The following is a 25985-nucleotide window of genomic DNA, read 5'->3' on the forward strand; positions in this document are numbered from 1 at the left end:
ATCCGTGGGGATTCGCCCCGGGTTACCTCCTTCTAGCCTAAGGGGTCTGATTCGTCCCGAATAACGGGCCGAACCCTCGACCGGCGGAGCCGGCCTTACTCGCCCTTGGCCTTGGCGATGATGTCGTCCGCCACGTTCCGCGGAACCTCGGCGTACGAGTCGAACTGCATCGAGTAGCTTGCGCGACCAGAGGTCTTGCTGCGCAGGTCACCGACGTAGCCGAACATCTCGGAGAGCGGCACGAGCGCCTTGACGACGCGCGCACCGTGACGCTCCTCCATGGCCCGGATCTGGCCACGGCGGGAGTTGATGTCGCCGATCACGTCGCCCATGTAGTCCTCGGGCGTGGTGACCTCGACGGCCATCATCGGCTCCAGGAGGGCCGGACCGGCCTTCCTGGCGCCTTCCTTGAAGGCCATCGAACCGGCGATCTTGAACGCGAGCTCGGACGAGTCGACGTCGTGCGACGCACCGTCGAGCAGGGTCACGCGAACGCCCTGGAGCGGGTAGCCGGCGAGGACACCGAACTCCATGGCCTCCTGGCAACCGGCGTCGACCGAGGGGATGTACTCCTTCGGCACGCGGCCACCGGTGACCTTGTTGACGAACTCGTAGCCCTCGCCCGACTCCAGCGGCTCGATCGCGATCTGGATCTTCGCGAACTGACCCGAACCACCGGTCTGCTTCTTGTGCGTGTAGTCGATGCGCTCGACGGCCTTGCGGATCGTCTCGCGGTACGCGACCTGCGGCTTGCCGACGTTGGCCTCGACCTTGAACTCACGGCGCATGCGGTCGACGAGCACCTCGAGGTGCAGCTCGCCCATGCCCGCGATGATGGTCTGGCCGGTCTCCTCGTCCGTGTTGACCTGGAAGGACGGGTCCTCCTCGGCGAGACGCTGGATGGCGACACCCAGCTTCTCCTGGTCACCCTTGGACTTGGGCTCGATCGCGACGCGGATGACCGGGGCCGGGAAGTCCATGGACTCCAGGATGACCGGCTGCTTCTCGTCGGACAGCGTCTCACCGGTGGTGGTCTGCTTGAGGCCCATGACGGCGATGATGTCGCCGGCGCCCACCGAGTCGATCTCCTCACGCTTGTTCGCGTGCATGCGGTAGATCTTGCCGATGCGCTCCTTCTTGCCCTTGACGGAGTTCAGCACCGAGGTGCCGGACTCCAGGCGGCCGGAGTACACGCGGACGAAGGTGAGCTTGCCCAGGTGCGGGTCAGACATGATCTTGAACGCCAGGGCGGCCAGCGGCTCGTCGTCCGAGGCCTGGCGGACGATCTTCTCTTCGGGGTTGTTCGGCTTGGTGCCCTCGATGCCCTCGATGTCGAGGGGCGACGGCAGGTACTTCACAACCGCGTCGAGCAGGGGCTGAACGCCCTTGTTCTTGAACGCCGAGCCGCAGAAGATCGGGGTGAAGTCCGAGTTCAGCGTGCCCTTGCGGATCGCGGCGATCAGCAGCTCCTCGGGGATGTCCTCGCCCTCCAGGGCGAGCTCCATCACCTCGTCGCTGACGTTCGACACGGTGTCGAGCAGGGCCTCGCGGTACTCCTCGGCCTTGTCGGCGAGGTCGGCCGGGATGTCGACGGTCTCGTACATCTCGCCCTTGGGGGCGTCCGGCGACCAGACCAGGGCCTTCATCTTCACCAGGTCGACGACACCGACGAAGTCGGACTCGGCGCCGATCGGCAGCTGCATGACCAGCGGGGTCGCGCCGAGGCGGTCCACGATGGTCTGCACGCAGAAGTAGAAGTCGGCACCCGTGCGGTCCAGCTTGTTGATGAAGCAGATGCGCGGGACGCCGTAGCGGTCAGCCTGCCGCCACACGGTCTCGGACTGGGGCTCGACGCCGGCGACGCCGTCGAACACCGTCACGCCACCGTCGAGCACGCGCAGCGAACGCTCCACCTCGACGGTGAAGTCGACGTGGCCCGGGGTGTCGATGATGTTGATGGTGTTGTCGACGCCGTCGAGCGTCCAGTGACAGGTCGTCGCGGCCGACGTGATGGTGATGCCGCGCTCCTGCTCCTGCTCCATCCAGTCCATCGTGGCAGCGCCGTCGTGGACCTCACCGATCTTGTACGAGACACCGGTGTAGAACAGGATCCGCTCGGTGGTGGTGGTCTTGCCCGCGTCGATGTGCGCCATGATCCCGATGTTGCGGACCTTGGCGAGGTCAAGGGAGGTTGCAGCCATGGTGGCTCGTTCTCTCTCTGTCTAGTGACGGGGTTCGGACTACCAGCGGTAGTGCGCGAAGGCCTTGTTGGACTCGGCCATCTTGTGGGTGTCCTCGCGACGCTTCACGGACGCGCCGAGGCCGTTGCTGGCGTCGAGGATCTCGTTGAGCAGACGCTCGGTCATGGTCTTCTCGCGGCGGGCGCGGGAGTAACCGACGAGCCAGCGCAGCGCCAGGGTGTTGGCACGGCCCGGCTTGACCTCGACCGGCACCTGGTAGGTCGCGCCACCGACACGGCGGGACTTGACCTCGAGGGTCGGCTTGACGTTCTCCAGGGCGCGCTTGAGCGCGACCACCGGGTCGGCGCCGGTCTTCTCGCGGACACCCTCGAGGGCGCCGTACACGATCCGCTCGGCGGTGGAGCGCTTGCCGTGCAGCAGGATCTTGTTGACCAGCGAGGTCACCAGCGGGGAGCCGTAAACCGGGTCGATGATGACCGGGCGCTTCGGGGCGGGGCCCTTACGAGGCATTCTTACTTCTCCTTCTTGGCGCCGTAGCGGCTGCGAGCCTGCTTGCGGTTCTTGACACCCTGGGTGTCGAGGGAGCCGCGGATGATCTTGTAGCGGACACCAGGAAGGTCCTTCACACGGCCACCGCGGACCAGCACGATGGAGTGCTCCTGCAGGTTGTGGCCCTCGCCCGGGATGTAGGCGGTGACCTCGATCCCGCTGGTGAGGCGCACACGGGCGACCTTACGCAGAGCCGAGTTCGGCTTCTTCGGGGTGGTCGTGTACACACGCGTGCAGACGCCGCGACGCTGGGGCGAACCCTTCAGGGCGGGCGTCTTGTTCTTCTCGACCTTGTCCTGCCGGCCCTTTCGGACCAGCTGCTGGATCGTAGGCACCGTTTCTCCGTTTTCTGTGTGCCAAGGCTGCGTAAAACTAACCTGCGGCGCCCCTCGACCCACCGACCCACGCGGTCGGGTGTGTCGAGTCTCCCGGCGGAGGAATCGCGGAATCCCATGAGCTGATGGACAGCGACGGCGCTCGCACGGCGAGAGCGGGATCAGCGCTCTGCTACGGCTGCCGGTCAACTGGCACGCACAAGGACCCGGGGACACCCCAGGCACGAAACAGAGCGTACCTAGCGCATCGGCGGCGGTCAAAACAAATGCAACGCCGCTGCTCACCCGGGCGAGCCTGGGACAACCGGAACGGTGCGGGAACGGTCCCGCCGTCCTACCACACATCCGCCGGGGTCGCCACCCGGCTCGGCCGCCGTCCCGACCGGCGGGACGGAACGGGGGGTGCCGGGTCAGCCCGAGGACACCACGGCCAGCAGCATCATCATCGCCCAGCCCGCCACCGACAACCAGCCGATCACCAGGCCGGCGGTCGCCATGCCGTCGCCCTCCTCGCGGCCCGCGCGCAGCTGCGACTTCGCGATGTGCCCGGTCACCACGGCCGGGATGCCCAGCGCGCCGAAGGTCGGCAGGCAGAGCAGGCCGAGCACCATCGAGGCGATCGCCATGCCGTTGGTGCGCGGCGGCGCGTACGGCACCGGCGGCGGCATGAAGGTCGGCGGGACGACCGGCACGGCCGCGCCCATCGGCGCCACCATCGGCCCGGACGGCAGGTCGGCGACCAGGTGCGCGAGCTGACCGTACGTCTGTGCGCGGTGCACGTGGTCGAAGCGCTGCGAGTACTCCTCCGCCGTCAGCCGGCCCTCGGCGTAGGCGGCCTTCAGCACGTCGACCGTCCGCTCGCGGTCCGCGTGGGCGGCCCGCATCGCCGCCTGCGGGGTGGCCGCCGGCTGCCAGGGCTGCGGCGGCGGGCCGTACGGCTGCTGCGGATGCCTCCACGGCTCAACGGCCATGCGGCCACCTCCCTGACACCCCGTCGCGCGTCGGATGCGCGTGCTGCCCCTACAGAATGCAGGACGAGCGGCGGCCCCGAGTAGTTGCCCACCGCTCGGACCGAATCACGTCGCGGCGGCGGGCGCCCCCGCCGGCGGCCGGGTCCGCCGCCGGATCCGCTCCTGCATCATGGACGGGGCCGGCCGGTCGTGGCCGGAACGGCGGACGCGGACGGAAGAGGCATCGTGGGCAGGCGCAGCGGCAGGGCCGGGCAGGACTCCGCCGTCGAGGGGCTGCTGGCCTCGGCGGTGCAGCAGGTCGTGGCGGCGCCGCCGGAGACCCTGGAGCACGCGCTGGACGGCGGCGCCTCGCTGCTGGCCGCCTCCGCGGAGCAGTGGCCGGAGGTGGGGCGGGCGCTGCTGGCGTTCGCCGAGCGCGCGGTCGGCCGGTGCTGGACGGCCGGGTGGCGGCCCGCCGACCTGGTGCGGGTGGTGCGGCGCGAGCTGGGGCCGGTGCACTTGGCGCTGGCGGTCGACCTGATCGCGGCGGAGGGCCGGCGGCACCCGGCGGCCGCGCTGGACCGGCGCTGGCAGGAGCAGCTGCGCGAGCTGCCGGCCGAGGTGTGGTGGGGGTCGGACGAGGCGTACCTGCCGGAGTTCGCCGGCCGGCACCGGCTGGACCGGTTCGCGCTGGCGACGGCCGCGCTGGAGCTGCTGCGGGCCTGGTCGCTGCTGCCGCCGATCGCGCCGGTCGGGCCGGTGCCCGGGCAGCACGGCGGCGGTCGGGCCTTCGACCCGGCGGCGGTGCGGCCGGCGGCGGGCGAGCCGCGGATGCTCGGGCGGATCCGGGCGCTGCTGGCGAAGGCCGAGTCGACGGAGTTCCCCGAGGAGGCGGAGGCGCTGACCGCCAAGGCGCAGCAGCTGATGGCGCAGCACTCGATCGACGAGGCGCTGCTGTCGGCGGGCGGCCCGGCGGGCAACGCGCCGGCGGCGCTGCGGATCGGGGTCGACCAGCCGTACGAGAGTCCGAAGGCGATGCTGCTGGACGCGGTGGCGGCGGCGAACCGGTGCCGGGTGGTGTGGGCGAAGGAGTTCGGCTTCTGCACGGTGATCGGGTTCGACGCGGACCTGGACGCGGTGGAGCTGCTGTACACCTCGCTGCTGGTGCAGGGCACCGCGGCGATGCACCGGGCGGGCAGCCGCCGGCACCAGGACGGCGCGCCGCGGACGAAGGCGTTCCGGCAGTCCTTCCTGATCTCCTATGCTGCGCGGATCCGGGAGCGGCTCACCGAGGCGACCGAGCGGGCGACCGCGGACGCGGCGGCCGGCCGGCACCTGCGCGAGGACGGCACCTCGGAGCAGCTGGCGCCGGACGAGCGGCTGCTGCCGGTGCTGGCGGCGCGCGAGCAGGCGGTGGACGACACGGTGGGGCGGATGTTCCCGAAGCTGGTCTCGCAGCGGGTGCGGGTCAGCGACGGCGAGGGGTGGGCGGCCGGCCGGGCCGCCGCGGACCGGGCGGCACTGCACGGGCGCGCCGGGGCGATCGAGGACTGACGGCCGGAGCGGCCGCGGAGGGGGAGACGATGGTGGAGTACCGGGACCGGGTGCGCGGCTCGCTGGTGGGCGGGGCGCTCGGCGACGCGCTGGGCTGGCCGGTGGAGTTCCAGCGGCTGGACGACATCCGGGACCGTTTCGGCCCGGACGGGCTGCGTTCGCCGGCGGCGGGCGGCCGGCACGGCGAGGTGACCGACGACACCCAGATGACGCTGTTCACCGCCGAGGGCCTGCTGCGCGGCGGCACCCGCGAGGACGTCCACCGGGCTTACCGGCGCTGGATGCTGACCCAGCGGCTGCCCCGTCCGGAGCGCCGCCCGGACGGCTGGCTGCTCGCCCAGGAGTTCCTGTACGCCTCGCGGGCGCCGGGGACGGCCTGCACCAGCGGGATCGCCGGGTACGGCTACCTGCCGCCGGTGGCGTACGGGCTGCACGGCGAGGTGAACGCGCAGTCGAAGGGCTGCGGCACGGTGATGCGCTCGGCGCCGTTCGGGCTGGCCGGGCTGGGTGTCCGGCGGGCCTTCGAACTGGCGGCGGACTGCGCGCAGCTGACGCACGGACACCCGACGGGGTACCTGGCCGCGGGGGCCTTCGCGGCGCTGGTCGAGCGGCTGGTGCACGGGACGGAGCTGCGGCGGGCGGTCGAGGAGGTGGTCGAGCAGACCGCGGTGTACCCGGGCGGCGAGGAGACGGTGGCCGCGCTGCGGCGCGCGGTGCGGGTGGCCGGACTCGGCCCGGCGTGCCCGGAGCGGGTGGAGCAGGTCGGGCTCGGCTGGATCGCCGAGGAGTGCCTGGCGATCGCGGTGTACGCGGCACTGGCGGGGGCGGACGCCCGGGAGGCGCTGGTGCTGGCGGCGAACCACTCCGGGGACAGCGACTCCACCGGTGCGGTCTGCGGCAACCTGGTCGGCGCGGTGTACGGGACGGCCGGGCTGCCGGCGGACTGGACGGCCGAGGTGGAGGGCCTGGACGTGGTGCTGCAGGTCGCGGACGACCTGGTGGCGGCCTTCGCGGACGGCGACCGGGCGGGGCTGGCGGACCGGTACCCGCTGCTGCCGCCGGAGGAGGCGCCGGCCGCTCCCCCGGCTCCGGCCGCTCCCGCCTTCTCCGCTCCTGTTGCTCCCCCGGCTGTCACTCCCCCGGCTGCTGCTCCTCCGGCGCCGCCGGCGGGCCGGCAGCGCTTCCGGACCAGGGACTGAGCCGGTGGGCCTGAGCCTGGAGAAGGTGGCGGCGGCCGCGCCGGGGCTGGTCGGCCACTACGCGTCGGCGCGGGTCAGCCTGGAGAAGTCCGGGCTGCGCGGGGCGCGGGCCGCGGTGTACCTGGTGCTGGACCGGTCCGGGTCGATGCGGCCGTTCTACCGGTCCGGTGCCGTGCAGCGCTTCGCCGAGCAGGTGCTGGCGCTCTCCGCGCACCTGGACGACGACGGGCGGGTGCCGGTGGTGTTCTTCTCCACCGAGGTGGACGGGGTCGCCGAGCTCACGCTCGACGACCACCGCGGCCGGATCGACGCCCTGCACGACGGGCTCGGGCACATGGGCCGCACCAACTACCACCTGGCGATGAAGGCGGTGATCCGGCACCACCAGCTGTCCGGGGCGGACGCGCCGGCCCTGGTGGTGTTCCAGACGGACGGCGGCCCGACCTCCCGCGGCGCTGCCCGGGAGCTGCTCTGCCTGGCCGCCGAACTGCCGATGTACTGGCAGTTCGTGGGCTTCGGCGACCCGGCCGACCGGGAGTTCGCCTTCCTGCACCGGCTGGACGAGCTCCCGGTGCCCGCGGCGCGGCCGGTCGACAACGCGGGCTTCTTCCCGGCCGGCCGTGATCCCGGCGCCGTCTCCGACGCCGAGCTCTACGACCGGTTGCTGGACGGCTTCCCGGAGTGGCTGGCGGCGGCCCGGGCCGCGGGGATCACGGCCGGCTGAGCGGGCGTCAGTCCCAGAGCGCGCCGAGCGCGAGGAGTTCATCGCGGTACTCGATGCGCTCGGCCCACTCGGCGGGCCAGGCGGCGCTGCCGTGCCGGGCGCCGGCGAAGGCGCCGGTGAGGCAGGCGATGGAGTCGGAGTCGCCGGAGGAGAAGGCGGCCCGGCGGACGGCGGCGACCGGTTCGTCGGGCAGCAGCAGGAAGCACAGCAGGCCGGTGGCGAAGGCCTCCTCGGCGATCCAGCCCGCGCCGGTGATATCGCACGGGTCGGTGTCGAGGGAGGGCCGGGCGAGCGCGGCGTCCAGCCGGTCGAGGACGAACAGGCACTCGTCCCAGCCGCGGGTGGCGAAGGCCTCCGCCGACGGGTCCTGGGAGTGGGCGACGAGGTCGCCGAGCCAGAACGCGTCGTAGCGGCCGCGCTGCCCGGTGGCGTACGCGCGCAGCAGTCCCGGGAGGTCGGCGGGGGCGGTGCCGTCGGCGAGCAGCCGCACGGTGTGCGCGGTGAGCACGCTGGCGGCGAGCGCGGTGGGGTGGCCGTGGGTGAGGCCGGACTGCAGCTGGGCGGCGCCGGAGAGCTGGGCCGGCGTCAGCTCGCGGACGAGGCCGAGCGGGGCGACCCTCATGTTGGCGCCGCAGCCCTTGGAGCCGACGTCGCTCGCCTCCTGCCAGCGGCGGCCGTCCTGGCTGAGCCGCCAGCAGGAGCGCATGCAGGTGCGGCCGGGCGCGCGGGTGTTCTCCGGGGAGCGCCACCAGTCGACGAACTCCTCGCGCAGCGGCCGCTCCAGGCGCAGCGGGGTGAGCGGTCCGCGCTCCAGGGCGGTGCGCAGGGCGCGGCCGAGGGCGAGGGTCATCTGGGTGTCGTCGGTGACCCGGGCCGGGTCGGGCAGCGGGAGCCGGCGCCAGTCGGGGCAGCCGGCGGTGATGCCCGCCATGGTGTCGAACTCGGTGGGGTGTCCCATGGCGTCGCCGATCGCCAGCCCCAGCAGTGCCCCCGTCGCCGCTCCCACGGCCCCCTCCAGTGGTGTCAGACCTCGACCAGCAGTTCTTCGAGTCCGCGGATCACGTAGCCGGGCCGCCAGGCGGGCTCGCGGACGAGGCGCAGGCCGGGTGCCCGGCGGAGCAGTGCGCCGAAGGACTCGTTGAGCTCCAGTCTGGCGAGCGGGGCGCCGAGACAGAAATGGATTCCGGCGCCGAAGGTGATGTGCGGGTTGTCGGTGCGGCCGAGGTCGAGCCGGTCGGGGTCGGCGAAGCGCTCGGGGTCGCGGTTGGCGGAGCCGAAGAGCAGGGCGACCTCGGAGCCGCGCGGGATCCACACCCCGCCGACCTCGATGTCCTCCAGCACCCAGCGTTCGAACATCTGCAGCGGGGTGTCCCAGCGCATCAGTTCCTCGACGGCGGTGGGCAGCAGTTCGTCCACCGAGGCACGGAGCCGGGCGAGTTCGCCGGGGTTGCGGAAGAGCGCCCACCAGCCGTTGCCGGTGGTGTTGACGGTGGCCTCGTGCCCGGCGTTGAGCAGCAGCACGCAGGTGGAGACGACCTCCTGCTCGCTGAGCACCTCCCCCTCGTCGGCGACCAGGGCGAGGGCGCTGATCAGGTCGTCGCCGGGGGCGGTGCGGCGCCGGCGGATCAGGTCGCGCAGGTAGTCGGAGAACTCGGTGCTGGCGCGGACGGCTCGCCGCGCGGTCCCCTCGTCCGGGTTGAGCTCGAACATGCCGGTGATGTCGGCGGACCACGGCCGCAGCAGGTGCCGGTCGCCCTCCGGGACGCCGAGCATCTCGGCGATGACGGCGACCGGCAGCGGCTCGGCGACCTTCGCGATCAGGTCGCCGCCGCCGTCGGCGAGCAGGCCGGTGACGAGCCCGTCGGCGAGCCGGGCGACGGTGGGGCGCAGCGACTCGACCCGGCGCGGGGTGAAGGCCTTGGCGACCAGGCGGCGGATGCGGGTGTGGTCGGGGGCCTCCAGGTCGAGCAGGCCGTTGTCGTTGAGGGTGTGGAAGGGCTCGTGCGCGGGGTCGGGCTCGGGCCGGCCGAACTCGGCGTGGGTGTAGCGGTGGGTGTAGGTGCGGCCGAGCCGGCGGTCGCGCAGCAGGGCGGAGACGTCGGCGTACCGGGCGACCAGCCACTGGTCGCTGGGTTCGTACCGGCTGACCGGTGCCTCGGCGCGGAGTTCGGCGTACGCGTCGTAGGGATGCGCGACGAATTCCGCCGACCAGGGGTCGAAGCCACCGCTTGCCATCGTCCGTCTCCCTCTTCCTCGGGGACGGCCCATGCTACGGGCGCCGTCGGGCCGGGGCCGGGGCGGCGCTGCGGGGTGTGCGGGCCGGCCGCCGGGGCGGGGCTGGTAGCGTGCCGCCGCACACGGAACGATCACGCGCGGGTGGGGGTCCTCGGACGGCCCGGAGCGTGGCGGAGGGGATTTGATGCACCGTCGATTCCGGCGCCGGGGGCTTGCCGTCCTGCCGGTCGCCGTCCTGCTGGCGGCCGTTCCGGGCTGCCGCGCGGACGATGGGGCGGCGCCGTCCGCCGCCGCGAGCAGTGCGCCGGCGCCGGTGGCGCCGGGCATCGGCGGTTCGATCGCCGCGCCGGGGCGGCTGGTGGTCGCGTGGTGCGACCGGTGGGGCGTCGCGTCGCCGACCGCGGCCGATGCCAAGGCGGACCTGGTGACCGTGCAGGCCGTGGGTGCGGCCGACGGCAGGGTGGCCGACGAGCGGGCCGCCGTGCTGCCCGACGGTGCGACCGCGCCGGGTCTGTGTCGGCCGCAGCGCTACACCGCGGCCGCAGCGGACCGGCAGCTGTTCAACGCGGACTTCACCCTGCTGGCGGGGACGGTGCCGGGGCCGGGCGGTTCGGGGCGGGCGGCGGCCGCGTTCGCCGTGCTGGACGGCCGGACCACGTCCGCCGAGCCGGGCACCGTGCCGGACGGGCGCGGGGCGTTCTTCGGCGCCGGCGGCTCCGCGCTCTGGTACGCGACGGCCGACGGCCGGGCCGCCTCGCACGACCTGGCGGCGGGCGCCGCCCGGCCGGCCGACCGGGGCGCCGTGCCCGGGCCCGACTTCGCGCTGGACGGCGACCGGCTCTGGCCCGCCCGGCCGTTGGAGACCAAGGCGGACGAGGTCGTCGTCGCACCGGGCGGTGCGGTCGCCGCCGGGTTCGCCGACGGCGGTGCGGTGCTCTGGCGGCGGGACGCGCCCGCCTCCCCGTACGGGGCCCGGTACGTCGAGCCCGTGCGGATCGGCGGGGGCGACCGCGGGGCCGCCCTGCCCGGTTCCGAGCAGGTGCCGTGGTGCACCCCGCGGCTCTGGCTGGACGGGCGCACCCTGCTCTGCGCCACCGAGGACAACCTCCAGCAGGTGGTCCTCAGCGCGGACTTCACCGCCGTCGAGCGGGCGGAGCAGCTGCTGCCCGCCGGCGGTTCCCGGCCGACCGGGGCCGTCCTCTCGCCCGACGGGCGGTCCCTCGCCTACCTGGGCGGCCGGTACGAGGAGACGGTGCTGTACCGGCTGGACCTCGCTCCGGGTGCCCGTCCCGTCGCGGTCGCCGCGCTGCCGACCCGGGCGCCGGTCCGCCCGGAGACCGGCCGCACGGTGCTGCCGGGGACGGACCGGGGTGCGCCCGTGCTGGTCGCCTGGCTCTGACGGGCCGCCGGTCAGGCCCGGCTGTCGGCGACGATCCGGCGGACGAGCTGCGGGAGGGCCTGCGAGATGGGTTCGCGGATCACTTCGGCGGCCTCGTCGTCGTAGGGGGTCGGGTCGGCGTTGACGACGATCAGCTCGGCGCCGTGCTCGACCGCGATCCGGGCGAGCCCGGCCGCCGGGTGGACCTGCAGCAGGGTGCCGACGGCCAGGAACAGGTCGCAGGCCTTGGCGATCGCCGCGGCGTCGGCGAGCACCTGCTCGTCGAGGGTCTCGCCGAACATCACGGTGCACGGCTTGAGCACCCCGCCGCAGGCGAGGCAGGCGGGGTCGGGCTCGCCGGCCTCGACCCGGGCGAGCGCCTCGGCCATCGGGGTGCGCACCCGGCAGCGGACGCACTGCACCCGCTCCGCGGTGCCGTGGAGTTCGAGCACCTTGCGCTCGGGCAGTCCCGAGCGCCGGTGCAGGCCGTCGACGTTCTGCGTGAGGACACGCATCGGCAGCCCGGAGCGCTCCAGTTCGACGAGGGCGAGGTGGCCGGCGTTGGGTTCGGCGGCGACGGCGCCGACCTCCCGCCGCAGCTGCCAGGAACGCCGGCGGACGTCCGGGTCCGCGAGGTACGGGCCGATGGTGACCAGCTCCTGCGCCTTCGGGTCCCGCTGCCACAGGCCGTTCGGGCCGCGGTAGTCGGGGATGCCGGAGTCGGTGGAGATGCCCGCGCCGGTGAGGACGGCGATCAGGGGCCGCTTGGCGTTCATGGCCGGGACGGTACGCGGCGGCCGGGCTCGGCCGCCACCGATTAGCGGTCGGGCCCGGCCGTGCCGTGCGGGTGCGTCAGTTCGTGGGCGGGAGGCGGACGGTGTCGCGGGGCGCGCGCCGGTTGCCGAACAGCGAGGGGTCGACGGGCCGCGGTGGCGGCGGACGCAGCCGGGGCACCGGGATGACGTCCCGATCGCCCAGCGCCGCCGCCCAGGCGCGCAGGTCGGGCCGGGTGCCGTACGGCCCGGCGGCCTCGCCCCAGAGCCGCCGCACGGCGGTGTCCTGCCGGTCGTCCAGCACGCCGGGCAGCGGCACCAGCGGGCTCCCCGGGGCGAGGTAGGCCTGCTGCGCCAGGACCCGGCCGACCACCAGCGCCGCCTTGTAGCGGTCGCTGTCCACCGTGGCGTCGCTGCCGAACGGGGAGAGCGGGTCGCCCCAGTCCGGGGTCTCGGCCTGTTCCAGCACCGGCCGGGCGCCGGCCCGCCGGATGCCGTCGCAGTCGATCAGGAAGACCGCGGGTTCGGGCACCACCGTCCACAGGACGTTGGCCTGCGAGAGGTCCCCGACGACCAGGCCGTGCCGGTGGAGGCCGGCGAGCAGGTCCACGACCGCCCGGAGGAGGACCAGCCGCTGGCCCGGCGTCGGTCGCACCACGCCGGCGGTCGCGGGCCGCTCGGCGTGCAGCAGGTACTGCAGCTCGATCAGCTTGCGGCTGCCCGCCCCCGTCCGCCAGCGCATGCTGTCCGGGGCGGTGCGCATCAGGAATCCGGTGCACCGGCCGCCCGTCAGTACGCGGGCGAGCGGCCAGGCCGAGCGGGCGTCCAGTGTCCCGCGGTCCGTCCCGTCGAGCCCGTGGCGCAGTCGCACCAGCTCGGCCAGGGCGGCCGCCTGCACCCGGGCCGGTTCGAGGTACTCCTTGTACAGCAGGTCGGAGCCGCCGCCGAGCCGGTGGATCCGGCCCTGGCCGCCGGAGCCGACGATCCCGTCGAGCGGGAGGTCGGCCAGGTCGACGTCGTGGCCGTCGGCGACGGCGGCGGCCAGTGCTCCGCTCACCGGGTGCCCTCCCAGAGGCAGACCACGGTGCGGTCGTCGTCGTAGCTGCGGGCCCTGATCTGGGTCTGCCAGAGGAAGTCGGCGAGTCCGGGCGCCTGGCCGGCGCCCCACTGCCGGGCCAGGAAGTCCGCCACGCCCGGCTCCTTGACGAGCGGGTTGGAGAGGCCGTCGGTGCACATCACCAGCAGGTCGCCCGGCAGTCCGTCGGTGATCAGCTCGGCGGCCGGGGCCCCGAAGTTCACCGGAAGCGCGTCGGTGCCGGTGTCGAACACGGCGCTCTCGTCGGCGGACCGCTCCAGCGGGGCCCACTGGCCGCCGCGCAGCCGGAACAGTCCGCCGTCGCCGACGCCGAGGTAGCCGCGGACGGGGTGCTGCGGGTCGGTGGGCACCAGCAGCGCCCGGAGCGTGGTGGCGTAGTCGGCCGGGGCGTGGTCCTGCTTGTCGGCCTCCTCCTGCAGCCGTGCGGCCACCCGGCCCATGACGACGCCGGCGCAGCTGGTGAAGGCGTGGCGGTCGCCGGCGAGCAGCGCCGCGGTCAGCCGTTCGGCCTGGGTGATCAGGCAGCTGACGAGCAGCCGGCACGCGCCGGCCGAACCGCGGTGCGAGTACCGGGCCGATCCGACGCCGTCGGCGACCGCCAGCACGGCGAGCCCGCCCACCCGGACGAGCAGCACCGAGTCCTGCCGGCACTCCTTCGCGTAGCGGTGGGCGTCCCCGCGGACGGAGGCCGCCCGGACGACGGCGGCGCCGACGGTGCCGCCGTCGACGACGGTGTCCGGGACCATCGCGGCGAACAGGTCCGAGCCCACCTCGGTCAGTTCGCCCGGCTCCGCCAGGTAGGCGGGCGGCCGGGCACCGGTGTGCGCGGCGGGGCCGGGCGCGGGCCGCCGTGCGGGGAGGTCCGCCTCCGGCGGCAGGACGGCGATGGGCACGGTCTCCTCCACCGCCGCGGACTGCCGCCGGCCGGACACCGGCGGCGGGAACCCGGCCTCGGGCGCCGCCGGGGCCCCGGTCGGCTCCCAGAACGGCACCGGGGATTCGGCCGGGTACCCGGCCGTGTAGTCCGCGTAGGTCCCGTAGTCCGCGTACTGCCGGCCCTGCTGTTGCTGCTGCTGTTGCTGCTGCTGCTGCTGCCAGGACGGTGCGCCCGTCGCGGGCTGCTCCGGCGAATCGGTCCACTGCACCGCGCGCGGCTGCACGAAGTGCCACTCCCCCGCGGGGACGGCGCCGTGCTCGGCCAGGTGGACGGAGTCGGCCGGGCCGGCGTGCTCCTCGTTCATCGGCTGCCCGTCCCCGTTCACAGCTTGTCGAGGGAGACGCTGGTGAAGCCGGGCACGTGGTCGTCGACCTGCAGGCTCATGGCCTCGCCCGCCCGGGCACCGCTCGCGGAGCGGACGATCGAGCGGGTGAGGCTGCCGGCGAACTCCTTGAGCGCCTCGGCGGGCTTCACGCTGTCGTCCTGCTGCATGAAGGCCTTGAAGGTGGCGACGTGGCCGATCACGCCCCGGTCCGCCGTGCCGATGCCGAACGCGATGACGTGCGGCCGGTACGCGGAGGCGAGCAGTGCCTCGTGGGCGGTCTCCCAGTCGCCGTCGGTGGGGACGCCGTCGGAGAGGAAGAACACCACCGGGCGGTACACGTCGTGGCCCTCGGCCTTGAGCGCGGGGACGTCCCGCTCGATCGCCGACCGGAGCGTCCGGAAGGCGCTGCCGAACGAGGTGAATCCGCCCGCCGCCAGCTTCGGCAGGTCGCTGACGTCCCCGAGGTCGACCAGCTGCTGCAGCTCGGAGGCGTCGTCGGAGAAGCCGATCAGCGCGAAGCGGGTCTTGTCGGAGATCGTCGGGTTGGTGCTGATCTCGTGGTGCAGCGCGACGAGCGCCTCGTTCAGCACGTCGATGCTGCCGGCCATCGAGCCGGACTCGTCGCACACCAGGTAGAAGGGCAGGATCTGCACTGCGCTGTGTCTCCAGGGTCGAGGGAGGGAGCGGGAGCCGGAGGGCTCACCGGGTGTAGAAGTAGATCTCCAGGGACGCGTGCCGGGGGTTGTCCTCCAGCGAGATGAAGTCCCTGGTGGTGGTCGCCGCGAACATCTCCGGACGCGCCTGCGGCAGCAGTCCGTTGACGGTGTGCGCGTACGCCTGGCCGAGCCCGGGGTCGCGGTTGCTGCCGAAGGTGAGCACGACGGCGGCCTGCCGGCCGCGGTACGCCTCGGTGGCCGCCCGGATCTGCTCGGTGGCCGCCGCCTCGTCGCCGGACACCCGGACGGTCACCGGGTCGTGCTCGACCCCGCGCGGTCCGTTGCCGGTCGGGGACGGGCTCGCCGGGCCGCCCGTGCTCGCACCGGGGTGCGGGCTCGCCGGGAGGGACGGGTGGACGGCCCGCTCGGCGGCGACCGGATCGCCCTGGTCGCCCATCGCCACCAGGGCCAGGACCAGGAGCATGTCGGCGAACAGCCAGCCCGCCATGCCCAGGCCGGCGCGGACCCGCGCGGGACGGGGCCGGCGGGTCACCGCGCGCCCTTGCGGAGCGTCAGCGGTTCCGCGTCGAGCAGGGAGGTGCTGGCCCCGGCGGGGGCGGCGGGGTGCTCCCTGGCGCCACCGGCGGAGGGCTCGGCGGACGGCGGGGCCGCGGCTGAGGCTGCGGCGGACGCCTGCTCCCGGAGCCGCTCGGCCGCCCGGCGGGTGGTGTCGTCCGCCTGTCTGGCGCTGTCGTCCGCCTGTCGGGCGGCGTCTTCCGCACGGCGGGCGGTGTCGTCGGCGTGCCGGGCGGCCGCGAGGGCCGCCGAGGACGCCCGGGCGACCTGTTCGCCCAGGTCGGCGACGCGGCGGGTGAGGTCGTCGAGGCGTTCCAGCACCCGGCCGCTCACGTCGGCGGCGATCTCGGCGCCCGTGGCGAAGCCCCGCTGCGCCGCCACCAGGTCGCGGACGGCCTCCTCGACCCGGCTGCCCGCGTCGGCCAGTTCGGCGCCGACGGCATCGGCGGAGTCGCGGACGGCGTCGGCCGCCTCGGCCATCCGCCGGCCGCTGCGGTCGACCTGCCCGTCGGTGGCGGCCGCGCCGTCGCGGACGGTCTCCGCCACCCGCTCCGCCCCCGCGGCCACCGCCTGCTCGACCCGGCCGGCCGCCCGCTCCACCCCGCCGACCGCGGCCTGCAGCGGGGACACCGCCGCGCCGACGTCGGCGAGCTGTTCCCGGGCGGCCGCGACGGCGTCCCGTGCGGTCTCCGTCGCGCTGCCGAGCTCCCGCTGGGCCCGCACCGCCTGCTCGCCGAGGCGTTCCAGGGTCTGTGCGGCACCGGTGAGTTCGGCGGCGAAGCGCTGCGGCGAGGCCCGCCGGTACTCGTGGAGGGCGACCTGGGCGCGGGTCAGCAGCGGGGTGAGGCCGCCGAGGACAGCGTCCGCCGCGCGGGCGGACTCGGCCTCGCGGCGTTCGGCGCCGCTGCGCTTGAGGCCGTGCACCACCGAGAGCACCAGCAGCAGGCCGATGACCGCGCTGGCGCCGGCCGCGACGTGCCCGAAGGTGGCCCAGGAGCCGAGCCGCCCGTCGAAGCCGGTCTGCCACAGCTGGAGGAAGGGCCGGCCGGCCTGCCGCGGGTCGCTGCCGATCAGCGCCTGGTACGCGCTGGTGGCGCGCATCAGGCCGAACCAGGTCACCAGCAGCGGCACGAACACCAGCGCACCGATGCCGACCTCGACCAGTGACCAGAACCTGGCCTCCGGGCGGCCGTCGGGCAGCACGCTCTCCGGCCGGACGAAGGTGTGCAGCAGGTCCAGTTCGGCCCACGGCCCGGGATCGCCGCGGCCGTCGAGCGCCGCCGCCAGTTCGTCCAACTCGGCCCTTCGGCCCGCCAGTTGCGGCTGTCCGGCGAGCACGCGCAGTTCGGCCGCGATCGCGACGTGATCAAGGAGCCCACGCGGGGCCATGGCACGGTTCCTCTCGCTGCTGCCGTCGTGCGCGCAGCCCGGGGCATCGCCCGGGCCGGCTGCGGCAGGAGTCATGGCGGCAGGGAGACACGCACTGGACCGCTCGTCGATTCGGCGCCCCCACCTCGCGCCGCGAGCGTAGCGCAGCCGCTCCGGCGGCACGCCCAACTCCGGGCAATTGCAATGCAGTTCGATATGCAGCCTGACACGGCCCGGTCAATCCTCGATGAACCGCACCACCGCCTGCTCCTGCCCGTCGCGCCCGAGGGTGTACGCGAAGTGCTCGCCCACCTCGCTCCAGAGCAGCATCCGGGCGAGGTCCGTCCCCGGCGACACCTGCTGCGCCTCCGCACTCGGCATCGCCGAGACGGTGTAGAGGACGGTCTCCGGGCTGCCCTCGTGCTCGACGCCGACCAGGGAGCCGGGCACGACCAGGCCGACCCCGGACAGCCGCGGGTCGGGCGTGACCTCGTCCAGGTAGGCCCTCAGGAAGTCCCGCCGGGCCTCGTCCCGCCGCCGGGCCTGCTCCCGGCCGGCCCGGCGGGCGGCGAGCGCGGCCGCGTCCACCGCGGGCCCGGCGTCGTCCGGCGCACCGAGCCGGTCCTGCAGGAAGTTCAGCTCGCGCTGCGCCCGGCGGTAGGAGTTGACCGAGACCGCGGTGACGGGGAAGGACGGCCGCCCGCCGGCCTCGCCCCGCCGCGGAGCGGGCACCGGCACGGGCGGTGCGACGGTCGGTGCGACGGGCACCGCCGTGGGCAGCGCCGCAGGCGCCGCAGGCCTCGTGGCGGGCTCCGGCGCGGGAGCCCGGACCGCGGCAGCCCGCACCGCGGGAACGGCCGAAGCGGACGCCGCAGCGGCGGGGTCGGTGTCGGGGACGGCGTCGGCGGGCGTCTGCGCCGCGGCGTCCGGGCCCGGGGTGATGCCGAGCCGGTCGAGCTCCTCCCACAGCGGGAGCAGCGCCCGCTCCGGGTCGAGGAAGAAGCGGCTGCCCCGGATCCGGACGAACGTCCAGCCCACGCGTTCGAGTTCGCGCTGCCGGGCGGCGTCGGCGTCCGCGTTCTCCTCGTTGTGGAACGCGTCGCCGTCGCACTCCACCGCGAGCCGGCGGGTGCCGCCCTCCACCACCAGGTCGATCCGGTAGCGGCCGACCGGGTACTGCGGGCGGACGCGGTAGCGGCGGCCCCGCAGCGCGAGGTAGACCCGCTGCTCGAAGAGGCTGTCGAAGGCCTCGTGCCGGACGTCGGGCAGGACGTCGTCCGGTCCCGTGCCGTCCTGTTCCTCGACCGGCCGGGTGCAGTACTCCAGGTAGCGGCGGCGCAGGTCGTTCGCGCCGAGGTCGGTGGCGGCCACGCTGTGGAACAGCCACACCTGGTCGCGGGCGCGGGAGGCGGCGACGTTCAGCCGCTGCTGCATCGCCTCGCTGGAGAACGGCCCCGGGCGGCGCGGGCCGTCCTCGCCGGCCAGGCTGACCACCAGCCCGATGAACACCACGTCGCGCTCGTCGCCCTGGAAGTCCTCCGCGTCGCCGACCCGGATCCGGCGCTGCTGGCGCTCCTCCAACGGCAGCCGTTCGGTGAGCAGGTCCTCGATGAGGTGCTGCTGGCCGCTGCCGAGCATGGTGATGACGCCCATGCTGCGCCCCTGGTAGGCGGGGTCGGCGCAGCAGCGGACGACCTCGGCCACCAGCCGCTCGGCCTCCTCGGGGTTCCGCTGCTTCTGGCCCGTCCCGAGGAGGGTGGCGCCGGGGACGTACACCGTCCGGACGGGCGGCAGGCGGTCGGCGCCGTACTGCCGGAGCGGCTGCAGCCGGCCGTGGTACGAGAGCTCGTTGGAGAAGCCGATGATCTCCGGCATGCAGCGGAAGTGTTCCTGGAGCATGAGCCGGCCGCGGCCGCCGGCGAGTCCGGTGGCGATGTCGAAGAAGCTGGCCATCGGGCTGAACAGGTTGCGGCGCACCGCCGGGAGGCCGTCCAGCAGGCGGTTCTGCAGTTGGAAGAGCCGGTCCTGGTCGAGTCCGACGTTGGCGGGGCTGACCTGCTTGTCGTCGCCGACGACGATGATCTTCCGGCCGAGCCAGGCGAGCAGCATGGCCTCCGGGCCCGACTGGCTGGCCTCGTCGATGATGACCACGTCGAAGCGGCCCGGCCGGTCCATCGGGACGGTGGCGGTGACCTGGTACAGCGGCATGATCCAGGCCGGCACGGCGGCCTGGCACTCCCGCAGGCTCTCGACCGCCTGCCGGCGGTAGCGGTGCGCGTACTTGCCGGTGCCCTTGCCGAAGCGGGCGACGCTCTGCTGGTAGGAGGCCAGGGCGACCGCCTCGGCGTCGGTCAGCCGTTCCAGGCAGCCGTACCAGGAGCGGTCCGCGGCCAGTCTCTCCAGGGCGATCCGGATGTCGCCGTCGGCCTCCGCCAGCAGGGCCCGCTGCTTCTGCTCGGCGCCCGGGTCGGTGAGGTCCCGCATCCGCGCGGACCAGGCGGACCACGCCCAGGCCTCTTCGAAGGCGGCGAGCCGGGTCTCCCAGCGCGGGTCGTCCGGCTCCTCGGCCAGCCGGGCGGCCAGTGCGGGCAGCACCCGCTCGACCGGGGTCCGGGCGGCGGCGAAGGCGTGATCGAGGGCGAGCGCCTCGCGCAGTGCGGCGAGTTCCGTCAGCAGTGCGCCGTACCGGGCGACCTGCCCGGTACGGAGGGCCGCCAGCAGCGCGGTGACCGGCGCGGCCGCGGTGTCGGGCCGGTCGGCCCAGGCGACGAGGGCGGATTCGGCCGCGGCCAGCCGGATCCGGGGTTCCTCCGCGGCCCGCAGGGTGGCGCGGGCCCGCAGCAGGTCGCGCAGGGCCGCGCAGGTGTCGGCGTGCTGCCACGGCTGGACGGTCAGTTCGGGGACGGCCGCGAGTGCGGCGACCAGGTCGCTGCGCCGGGCGGCGAGGGCCATCAGAGCGTCCAGGGCCGCGGCCTCGGCCTCCAGGCCGGCGGTGCGCCGGGCGAGGGCCTGCCAGGGCGGTGCGGCCCGGCCCCACTCCCGCTCGACGTCCTGCAGGTGGCGTTCGACCTCGATCCGGGCGGCGAGCCGGGCGACCGCCTCGGGGGTGTCCGCGGCGGCGCCGTCGACCCGGGCCTTCTCGGGGAAGTCGCCGACCGCCTTGCGCAGCCTGGTCCGGATGCCGAGCGCGCCGCGCAGCTTCTCGCCCGCGGCGAGGCCGTCCCGCAGCGCGGTGACGAGGCCGTGGGCGGTGGCGACGTCGTAGCCGTCCAGGCCGTCGACCCGGCTGCCGCCGAGGGCCGCGGTGGCGGTGCGCACCCCGGCGAGTGCCTGCGCGGTGGCCGCGTGGCGTCCGCGCAGCTGCCAGACCTGTCCGGTGACCGCCTCCTGGAGCAGCGGTCCGGCCCAGGGCGGCAGGGTCGCCTCGATGCCGGTCCGGGCGGCGGTGAACGCCTCCAGGGCGGCGGCGGCCGTGTGCTGGGCCGCGGCGGGCAGCCGGGACACTGCGGTGTCCAGCCGGGCGGCCAGGTCGTTGCCGTGCAGGGCCGCCAGCCCCTCCTCGGCGCTCCGCACGGCCAGCACCGCCTGCTCGAAGGCGGCGGCGCCGGGCAGTTCGTCCGCTGCGGGCAGCGCACGGACGTCCGCCACCGCGGCCCGTTCGGCCGGGCCGAACCGGCCGGCGGCCGTCCGCAACGCCCGGACCTGCTCTCCCGTCAGTTGCGGCTGGGGCTCGGGGACGGGGCCGAGCCAGCCGAGGCGGGCCTGCTCCTCGGCGAGGCGGCGGGCGATCTCCTGGAGGGTGCCCCGGTAGTCGCCGATCTCCTCGGGGTGGCGGTAGGTCTCCCGTTCGCGGACGGCCCGCAGTTCGGTGAGCGCGGTGGCCTGGGCGATGCGGGCCCGGCGCAGCCGGTGCTCGTTGTCGGCGATGCGGCGCTCGTAGTCGCTCCGCTCGTAGCGGCCCTGGCGTTCCAGGATCGCCTGGACGGAGCCGCGCAGCTCCTGTTGGGCCACCAGGCCGTCGTCGGTCCGGCTGACGCACAACTCCCGGATGCTCGGCGGCAGTTTGTCCTTCAGCACCTTGAGCGCGCGTGCGGTGTGGCTGGTGATGAGGACGCGTTGGCCGTGTGCCAGCAGGTCGGTGACCAGGTTGGCGATGGTGTGGGTCTTGCCGGTGCCGGGCGGGCCCTGGACGACCACCAGTCGGCTGGTCCGCAGCCGCTCGGCGATCGTCCGCTGCTCCTCGTTCGAGGCCAGCGCGAAGTAGGTCTCGGGGTCGCCCCCGTCGAGGCGGCCCGCGGGGGTGCCGGCGGTCTCGGGCCCGGTGTCCCCGTCCGTCTCGCCGCCGGCGACGAAGCGCAGCAGGTCGGTGGGTTCGGCGCCGCCGGCGATGGCCCGGGCGATGCCGTGCAGGGCTTCGATGCCGGTGCGGCGGCTGCGTTCGCGGAGCACCACGGCGGGCGCGAAGCTGACCCGGGGCTCGCTCAGCGACACCGGCCGGTGCTGGGCCTCCTGCCGCAGGTAGCGGCCGTCGGGGTGGGCGGCGATCGCCCAGACCTCCAGGGCGCGGTGCAGCCGGTCGAGGTCGTCGGGGCCGGTGAGCGCGCCGGCCTCCTCCAGGTGCTGCCGGATCGCCTCCCGGGTGTCGCCGCGGACCTTCTGGCCGGCATCGAGCATGCCCTCCTCCAGCTCCGGGCCGGGCGCGTCCGGGTCCGGGCGGAGCGTCAGCGTTCCGGTGCCGGGGTCGAGTTCGAGGCCTGCGCGGGCGGCGAGGAGGTGCCGGCGGATCGGCTCCCCCTCGACCGACCAGGTGAGGTAGCCGAAGCAGAGCACCAGTTCGTAGCTCTCGCCGAGTGCCGTCGCGTCCTCGTGCATCCGGTAGAGCGCCTCGTAGAGGTTCCGCAGCGGCCGGGTCCGCCGGCGCCACTCGGCCCAGGCGGTCCACTCGGCGAGCCAGCTGCGGTACTCGGCCTCCAGCGGTTCCCGGGGCGGGTCCGCCGGGTCGCCGTCGGCCGGCGGCCGCAGCCGCGGCGGGTCCTCGGGTTCGTGCACCGCGGGATCGGCGGTGTCCAGCAGGGCGGTGAGGCCGGGTCCGGGCGGGGGCATCTCGCGGTGGACGGGGCGTTCGACGGTGAGCCAGCCGCGGTCGGCGGAGGCCGTCGGCGAGGCGAGGAAGCACTGCAGTTCCGGTGCCTCGTACGGCAGGTCGGACAGCCAGAGCACCTGCCGGGCGTGGTCGAGGGTGCGGACGGGTCTGACCCGGCTCTCCCCCGCCTCCGCCAGGTAGCGGAAGATCTGCTGGACCTTCGGCGCGTCGGTGTCGGGGGTGCTCGGCGGTGAGCTGGACAACGTGCCTCACTCGACAGGAAGAAGACGGGGTGTCTCCGTCGAGGCTAGGGACGTCCTGCGCCGTGCGTGATCGGACGGGGATCCTGAGACCAGGTCGATATCCGCCGGGTTGCACCGGATGGCGGGAGCGCCGCGGAAAATCCGGTGCGCCGCACCGCGGCCGGTGCGCACACTGGCACGCAACCCCCGCCACCCGTCGTGAGGAGTCCTGTGCAGGGTGCCGTCACCGTCTCGCCGTCCCAGGTGCCCGAGTTGCTGCTGGGTCTGGCGACCGTCCGCCCGGTCTTCCTGTGGGGTGCGCCCGGCATCGGGAAGTCCTCGCTGGTGCGGGAGTTCGCCGATTCGCTGGGGCTGGAGTGCGTGAGCCTGATCGGCACCCAGCTGGCGCCGGAGGACCTCGTCGGCGTGCCGCAGCTGACCGCGGAGGGCCGGTCCCGGTTCTGCCCGCCGGAGTCGATCGCCCGCGACGAGCCGTACTGCCTGTTCCTCGACGAGCTCAACGCGGCCTCGCCGGACGTGCAGAAGGCCTTCTACTCGCTGATCCTGGACCGCCGGATCGGCTCCTACGAACTGCCGCCGGGCTCGATCGTGATCGGCGCGGGCAACCGGGCGACCGACGGCGCGCTGGCCCGGCCGATGGCCTCCGCGCTCGTCAACCGGCTGGTCCACGTGCACCTGCGGGCCAGCGCGACCGACTGGCTGGCCTGGGCGGCCGGGGCGAGCATCCACCCGTGGGTGCTGGACCACCTCACCGACCGGCCGGACCACCTGTGGTCGGCGCCGCCGAAGACCGAGGAGCCCTTCTCCACGCCGCGCTCCTGGCACATGCTCTCCGACGCGCTGCACTCCTTCGGCCCGGCCCTGGACGAGGCGGCGCTGCAGGTGGTCGCGCACGGCCTGCTCACCCCGCAGCACGCGGTGGCCTTCTGCGGCTACGCCAAGATCGTCCGCAATGCGTACGGGCTGGACGCCATCCTCAAGGGCGACGCGCGCTGGCCGGGCCGGCCGGAGGACCGCGACCTCCTCTACTACCTCGCCGACGCCTTCCGCGGGCGGCTGGTCAAGGAGCTCCCGGCCCGCAAGGAGCACGCCTCCGAGCAGCTGCGGCGCACCGCGTACCGGGCGAAGTCGCTGCTCGTCCAGCTCGCCGAGATCTCCGTCGAGGTCGCCCAGACCGTCATCGCGGACGGCGAGGACGGCAACCCGGTGCTGCCGTCCTGGTTCCTGGTCGAGGCCGCCCGGGACATGCCGCGGCTGGTCGAGGCCCGGCGGTGAGCAGGTCCGCCGCGAAGCGCCGGGCCGGCGGCCGTGACGCCGAGGAGCGTCCCGACCCGGCCACCGAGGCCTTCCGGGCCGGACTCGCGCTGGTGGTGGCCAACCACGCCCTGGACGCGATCGATGCCCGGATCTGCACCGACCCCGACTGCGGGACCGTCCCGCCCGGCGGCTGGGCGGTCGTCGACTCCAACGGCACCGTGCACGCCGACGTCCGGCGACGCGCCGAACCCGCCGAGTGGGCCTGGGTGCTGACGCACTGCCTGCTGCACCTCGGCTTCGGCCACGTGCCCGCCGAGAACGGCCGGCGCACACCGGCCGACGACGCGCTGCGGGCCGCCCGCTGCGCCGCCGTCCACCGCTTCCAGGCGACCTTCCAGGTCGGCCGCTGCCCGTTCGACCCGCCGCGGTCGCTGCCCGCCGGCGACGAGGACGAACTCGCCGAGCGCTGGCGCCGCGACGGGGTGCCGGACGTCCCGAGCGCCTGCGGCCCGGGCCTCGCCGACCAACTGCTGGTGCCCTGGCAGGGACACCGGGACCCGACGGACTGGACGGCCGCGTTCGCCGCCGCCCTCACCCGGACGGTCTCCGCCGCGATGGACGTCGCCGGCGGCCGCCGGGCCGGCCTCACCGACGCCCGGGAACCGCAGCGCCCCTGGATCCGGGCGCTGAACTGGTTCGTCTCCTCCTACCCGCTGCTCGGCGGCATCGCGGCCGGCATGACCGTCGTCGCCGACGTCGAACTCGCCCGGGCGCACGGGATCTCCGTCGCCGCGGTGAACGCCGCGGCCGGCGAGGTCTACGTCAACCCGCTGCTGCACCTGACCGACGAGGAGTGGCGGTTCGTCCTCGGCCACGAGATGCTGCACGCCGCCCTGCGGCACGGCGACCGGACGGGCGCCCGCGACCCGTACCTCTTCAACGTCGCCTGCGACTTCGTGGTGAACGGCTGGCTGGTCGAGATGGGCGTCGGCGACATGCCGGAGGGCCTGCTGCACGACCCGCAGCTGAAGGGCCTCTCCGCCGAGGAGGTGTACGACCGGATCGTCCGCGACCAGCGGCGGATCCGCCGCCTCGCCACCCTCGCCGGGAAGGGCCGGCCCGACGTGCTCGGCGAGCCGCTCGGCCGCCCGCACGACTACGTCGACCTGGACGGGTTCTACCGGCGCGGCCTGCAGCAGGGCTTCGAACTCCACACCCGGCAGCGCGGCACCCTCCCCGCCGGCCTGGTCGAGGAGATCCGCGCCCTCGCCCACCCGCCGCTGCCCTGGGACGCGCGGCTCGCCCGCTGGTTCGACGAGTTCGTGCCGTCCCCGGAGACCGTGCGCAGCTACGCCCGGCCCTCGCGCCGGCAGTCGGCCACCCCGGACATCCCGCGGGCGGGGCGGTGGCGGCCCGAGGAGGAGGTCGCCCGGTGCACCTTCGGGGTCGTGCTCGACACCTCCGGCTCGATGAGCCGGCCGCTGCTCGGCAAGGCCCTCGGCGCGATCGCCTCCTACGCGGCCGCCCGGGACGTGGCCGCCGCCCGGGTGGTGTTCTGCGACGCCGCCCCGCACGACGCCGGCTTCCTCCCGCCGGAGGAGATCGCCGGCCGGGTCCGCGTCCGGGGCCGCGGCGGCACCGTCCTGCAGCCCGGCATCGACCTACTGGAACGCGCCGACGACTTCCCGCCCGGCGCCCCGCTGCTGGTGATCACCGACGCCGAGTGCGACGTGCTGCGGATCCGCCGCGAGCACGCCTACCTCGTCCCCCGCGGCGCCACCCTCCCCTTCACCCCCCGCGGCCCGGTCTTCCGCATGCACTAGCCGGCCGCGGCCGTCAGGCCTCTCCCGCGACCACCGTGCCCGACTCGTAGGCGAAGACGACGGCGTGCACGCGGTCGCGCAGCTGCAGCTTGGCGAGCAGGTTGGAGACGTGGGTCTTCACGGTGTGGTCGCTGACGGTGAGTTCGGCGGCGATCTCCGCGTTGGAGAGTCCGCGGGCGAGCAGCCGCAACGTCTCCGCCTCCCGGCCGGTCAGCTGCTGCAGCAGCCGGGACGGCGGCCGCACCGGGGCGGACGGGCCCGCCCTGCGGGCGGTGAACTCGCCGATCAGCCGCCGGGTGACGGACGGCGCGAGCAGCGCCTCGCCGGAGGCGACCGCACGGACGCCGTGGGTGAGGTCGTCCCGGCGGACGTCCTTGAGGAGGAAGCCGCTGGCCCCGGCGTAGAGCGCGTCGAAGACGTAGTCGTCGATGTCGAAGGTGGTCAGCATGACGACCCTGGTGCCGGGGTGGTCGGCGCAGACCCGGCGGGCCGCCTCCAGTCCGTCCATGACCGGCATGCGGACGTCCAGCAGCAGCACGTCGGGCCGGTGCTCGCGCACGGCCTCGACCGCCTGGGCGCCGTCCGCGGCCTCGGCGACCACCTCGATGTCCGGCTGTGCGTCCAGGATCATGCCGAAGCCGGCCCGGACGAGCTCCTGGTCGTCCGCGACGACCACACGGATCACCACTGCGTGTCACTCCTT

The 25985-nt window shown here is 74.7% G+C and carries 20 protein-coding genes; 6 read left to right on the forward strand and 14 right to left on the reverse strand.

The annotated features are described in order from the left end of the window. Positions 1–95: 95 nt before the first annotated feature. The 4 genes from fusA to IE98_RS0103055 form a co-directional block, all read right to left on the reverse strand. On the reverse strand, positions 96–2201 hold the full coding sequence (gene fusA / locus IE98_RS0103040; RefSeq protein WP_030263554.1) for an elongation factor G: 2106 nt from the start codon (positions 2199–2201) through the stop codon (positions 96–98). Between the two features lie 39 nt (positions 2202–2240). Further along, positions 2241–2711, reverse strand: a complete 471-nt coding sequence (gene rpsG, locus IE98_RS0103045) for a 30S ribosomal protein S7 (protein ID WP_030263556.1) — start codon at positions 2709–2711, stop codon at positions 2241–2243. Between the two features lie 2 nt (positions 2712–2713). Continuing rightward, positions 2714–3085 carry a 30S ribosomal protein S12 gene (gene rpsL / locus IE98_RS0103050; RefSeq protein WP_014144289.1) on the reverse strand — a complete coding sequence of 124 codons (372 nt, stop codon included), beginning with the start codon at positions 3083–3085 and terminating at the stop codon, positions 2714–2716. 410 nt (positions 3086–3495) lie between these two features. Further along, entirely contained in the window at positions 3496–4056 is a 561-nt protein-coding gene (locus tag IE98_RS0103055) for a DUF1707 and DUF4190 domain-containing protein (protein WP_234443382.1), read from the reverse strand. A 222-nt stretch (positions 4057–4278) separates the two neighbouring features. Between IE98_RS0103055 and IE98_RS0103060 the strand changes: the two genes are divergently transcribed. From IE98_RS0103060 to IE98_RS0103070, 3 genes are read left to right on the forward strand one after another with little or no spacing between them, the layout of a single operon-like run. After that, positions 4279–5589 carry a DUF2786 domain-containing protein gene (locus IE98_RS0103060; protein ID WP_420706158.1) on the forward strand — a complete coding sequence of 437 codons (1311 nt, stop codon included), beginning with the start codon at positions 4279–4281 and terminating at the stop codon, positions 5587–5589. A gap of 29 nt (positions 5590–5618) precedes the next feature. Beyond that, complete coding sequence (locus tag IE98_RS41935) at positions 5619–6788, forward strand: ADP-ribosylglycohydrolase family protein (RefSeq protein WP_043173341.1); 1170 nt, start codon at positions 5619–5621, stop codon at positions 6786–6788. Positions 6789–6792: 4 nt separating this feature from the next. Beyond that, positions 6793–7512 (forward strand): VWA domain-containing protein, encoded by a 720-nt coding sequence (locus tag IE98_RS0103070; RefSeq protein WP_030263567.1) that lies wholly within the window; start codon positions 6793–6795, stop codon positions 7510–7512. A gap of 7 nt (positions 7513–7519) precedes the next feature. On the opposite strand, the gene IE98_RS0103075 is transcribed toward IE98_RS0103070, so the two are convergent. Both IE98_RS0103075 and IE98_RS0103080 read right to left on the reverse strand, forming a co-directional pair. Further along, entirely contained in the window at positions 7520–8539 is a 1020-nt protein-coding gene (locus IE98_RS0103075; protein ID WP_030263570.1) for an ADP-ribosylglycohydrolase family protein, read from the reverse strand. Beyond that, positions 8536–9747: a cytochrome P450 gene (locus IE98_RS0103080; protein ID WP_030263573.1), complete on the reverse strand. Its 1212-nt coding sequence runs from the start codon at positions 9745–9747 to the stop codon at positions 8536–8538. Before IE98_RS0103080 ends, IE98_RS0103075 begins: the two co-directional genes overlap by 4 nt. A 184-nt stretch (positions 9748–9931) precedes the next feature. Here IE98_RS0103080 and IE98_RS0103085 point away from each other — a divergent pair, with 184 nt between their 5' ends. Then, complete coding sequence (locus tag IE98_RS0103085) at positions 9932–11146, forward strand: hypothetical protein (protein WP_030263575.1); 1215 nt, start codon at positions 9932–9934, stop codon at positions 11144–11146. 11 nt (positions 11147–11157) lie between these two features. On the opposite strand, the gene IE98_RS0103090 is transcribed toward IE98_RS0103085, so the two are convergent. The 7 genes from IE98_RS0103090 to IE98_RS0103120 form a co-directional block, all read right to left on the reverse strand. Further along, a complete protein-coding gene (locus IE98_RS0103090; RefSeq protein WP_030263578.1) occupies positions 11158–11901 on the reverse strand; it encodes an SIR2 family NAD-dependent protein deacylase in 744 nt (247 codons plus the stop codon). Positions 11902–11977: 76 nt separating this feature from the next. Then, positions 11978–12955, reverse strand: coding sequence for a hypothetical protein (locus IE98_RS0103095; protein ID WP_234443383.1), 978 nt, complete (start codon positions 12953–12955; stop codon positions 11978–11980). After that, positions 12952–14235 (reverse strand): PP2C family serine/threonine-protein phosphatase, encoded by a 1284-nt coding sequence (locus IE98_RS0103100; RefSeq protein ID WP_052390054.1) that lies wholly within the window; start codon positions 14233–14235, stop codon positions 12952–12954. Before IE98_RS0103100 ends, IE98_RS0103095 begins: the two co-directional genes overlap by 4 nt. A gap of 17 nt (positions 14236–14252) precedes the next feature. After that, a complete protein-coding gene (locus IE98_RS0103105) occupies positions 14253–14909 on the reverse strand; it encodes a vWA domain-containing protein (RefSeq protein WP_030263596.1) in 657 nt (218 codons plus the stop codon). A 46-nt stretch (positions 14910–14955) separates the two neighbouring features. After that, positions 14956–15465: a hypothetical protein gene (locus tag IE98_RS0103110; protein WP_234443384.1), complete on the reverse strand. Its 510-nt coding sequence runs from the start codon at positions 15463–15465 to the stop codon at positions 14956–14958. Next, positions 15462–16877, reverse strand: a complete 1416-nt coding sequence (locus IE98_RS0103115) for a hypothetical protein (RefSeq protein WP_052390055.1) — start codon at positions 16875–16877, stop codon at positions 15462–15464. The genes IE98_RS0103110 and IE98_RS0103115 overlap by 4 nt, the downstream gene beginning before the upstream one ends. Before the next feature lie 216 nt (positions 16878–17093). Then, positions 17094–22202, reverse strand: coding sequence for an AAA domain-containing protein (locus tag IE98_RS0103120; RefSeq protein WP_030263603.1), 5109 nt, complete (start codon positions 22200–22202; stop codon positions 17094–17096). 210 nt (positions 22203–22412) lie between these two features. Here IE98_RS0103120 and IE98_RS0103125 point away from each other — a divergent pair, with 210 nt between their 5' ends. Further along, complete coding sequence (locus tag IE98_RS0103125) at positions 22413–23477, forward strand: ATP-binding protein (protein WP_030263605.1); 1065 nt, start codon at positions 22413–22415, stop codon at positions 23475–23477. Continuing rightward, on the forward strand, positions 23474–25282 hold the full coding sequence (locus tag IE98_RS0103130; RefSeq protein ID WP_030263607.1) for a DUF2201 family putative metallopeptidase: 1809 nt from the start codon (positions 23474–23476) through the stop codon (positions 25280–25282). Before IE98_RS0103125 ends, IE98_RS0103130 begins: the two co-directional genes overlap by 4 nt. Before the next feature lie 13 nt (positions 25283–25295). Here the strand turns inward: IE98_RS0103130 and IE98_RS0103135 are convergent, their stop codons facing one another. Continuing rightward, positions 25296–25970: a response regulator gene (locus tag IE98_RS0103135; protein WP_030263611.1), complete on the reverse strand. Its 675-nt coding sequence runs from the start codon at positions 25968–25970 to the stop codon at positions 25296–25298. Between the last annotated feature and the right edge of the window lie 15 nt (positions 25971–25985).

Origin of the sequence: Streptomyces sp. NRRL B-24484 (assembly GCF_000717715.1) — a bacterium.
GTDB lineage: Bacteria > Actinomycetota > Actinomycetes > Streptomycetales > Streptomycetaceae > Kitasatospora.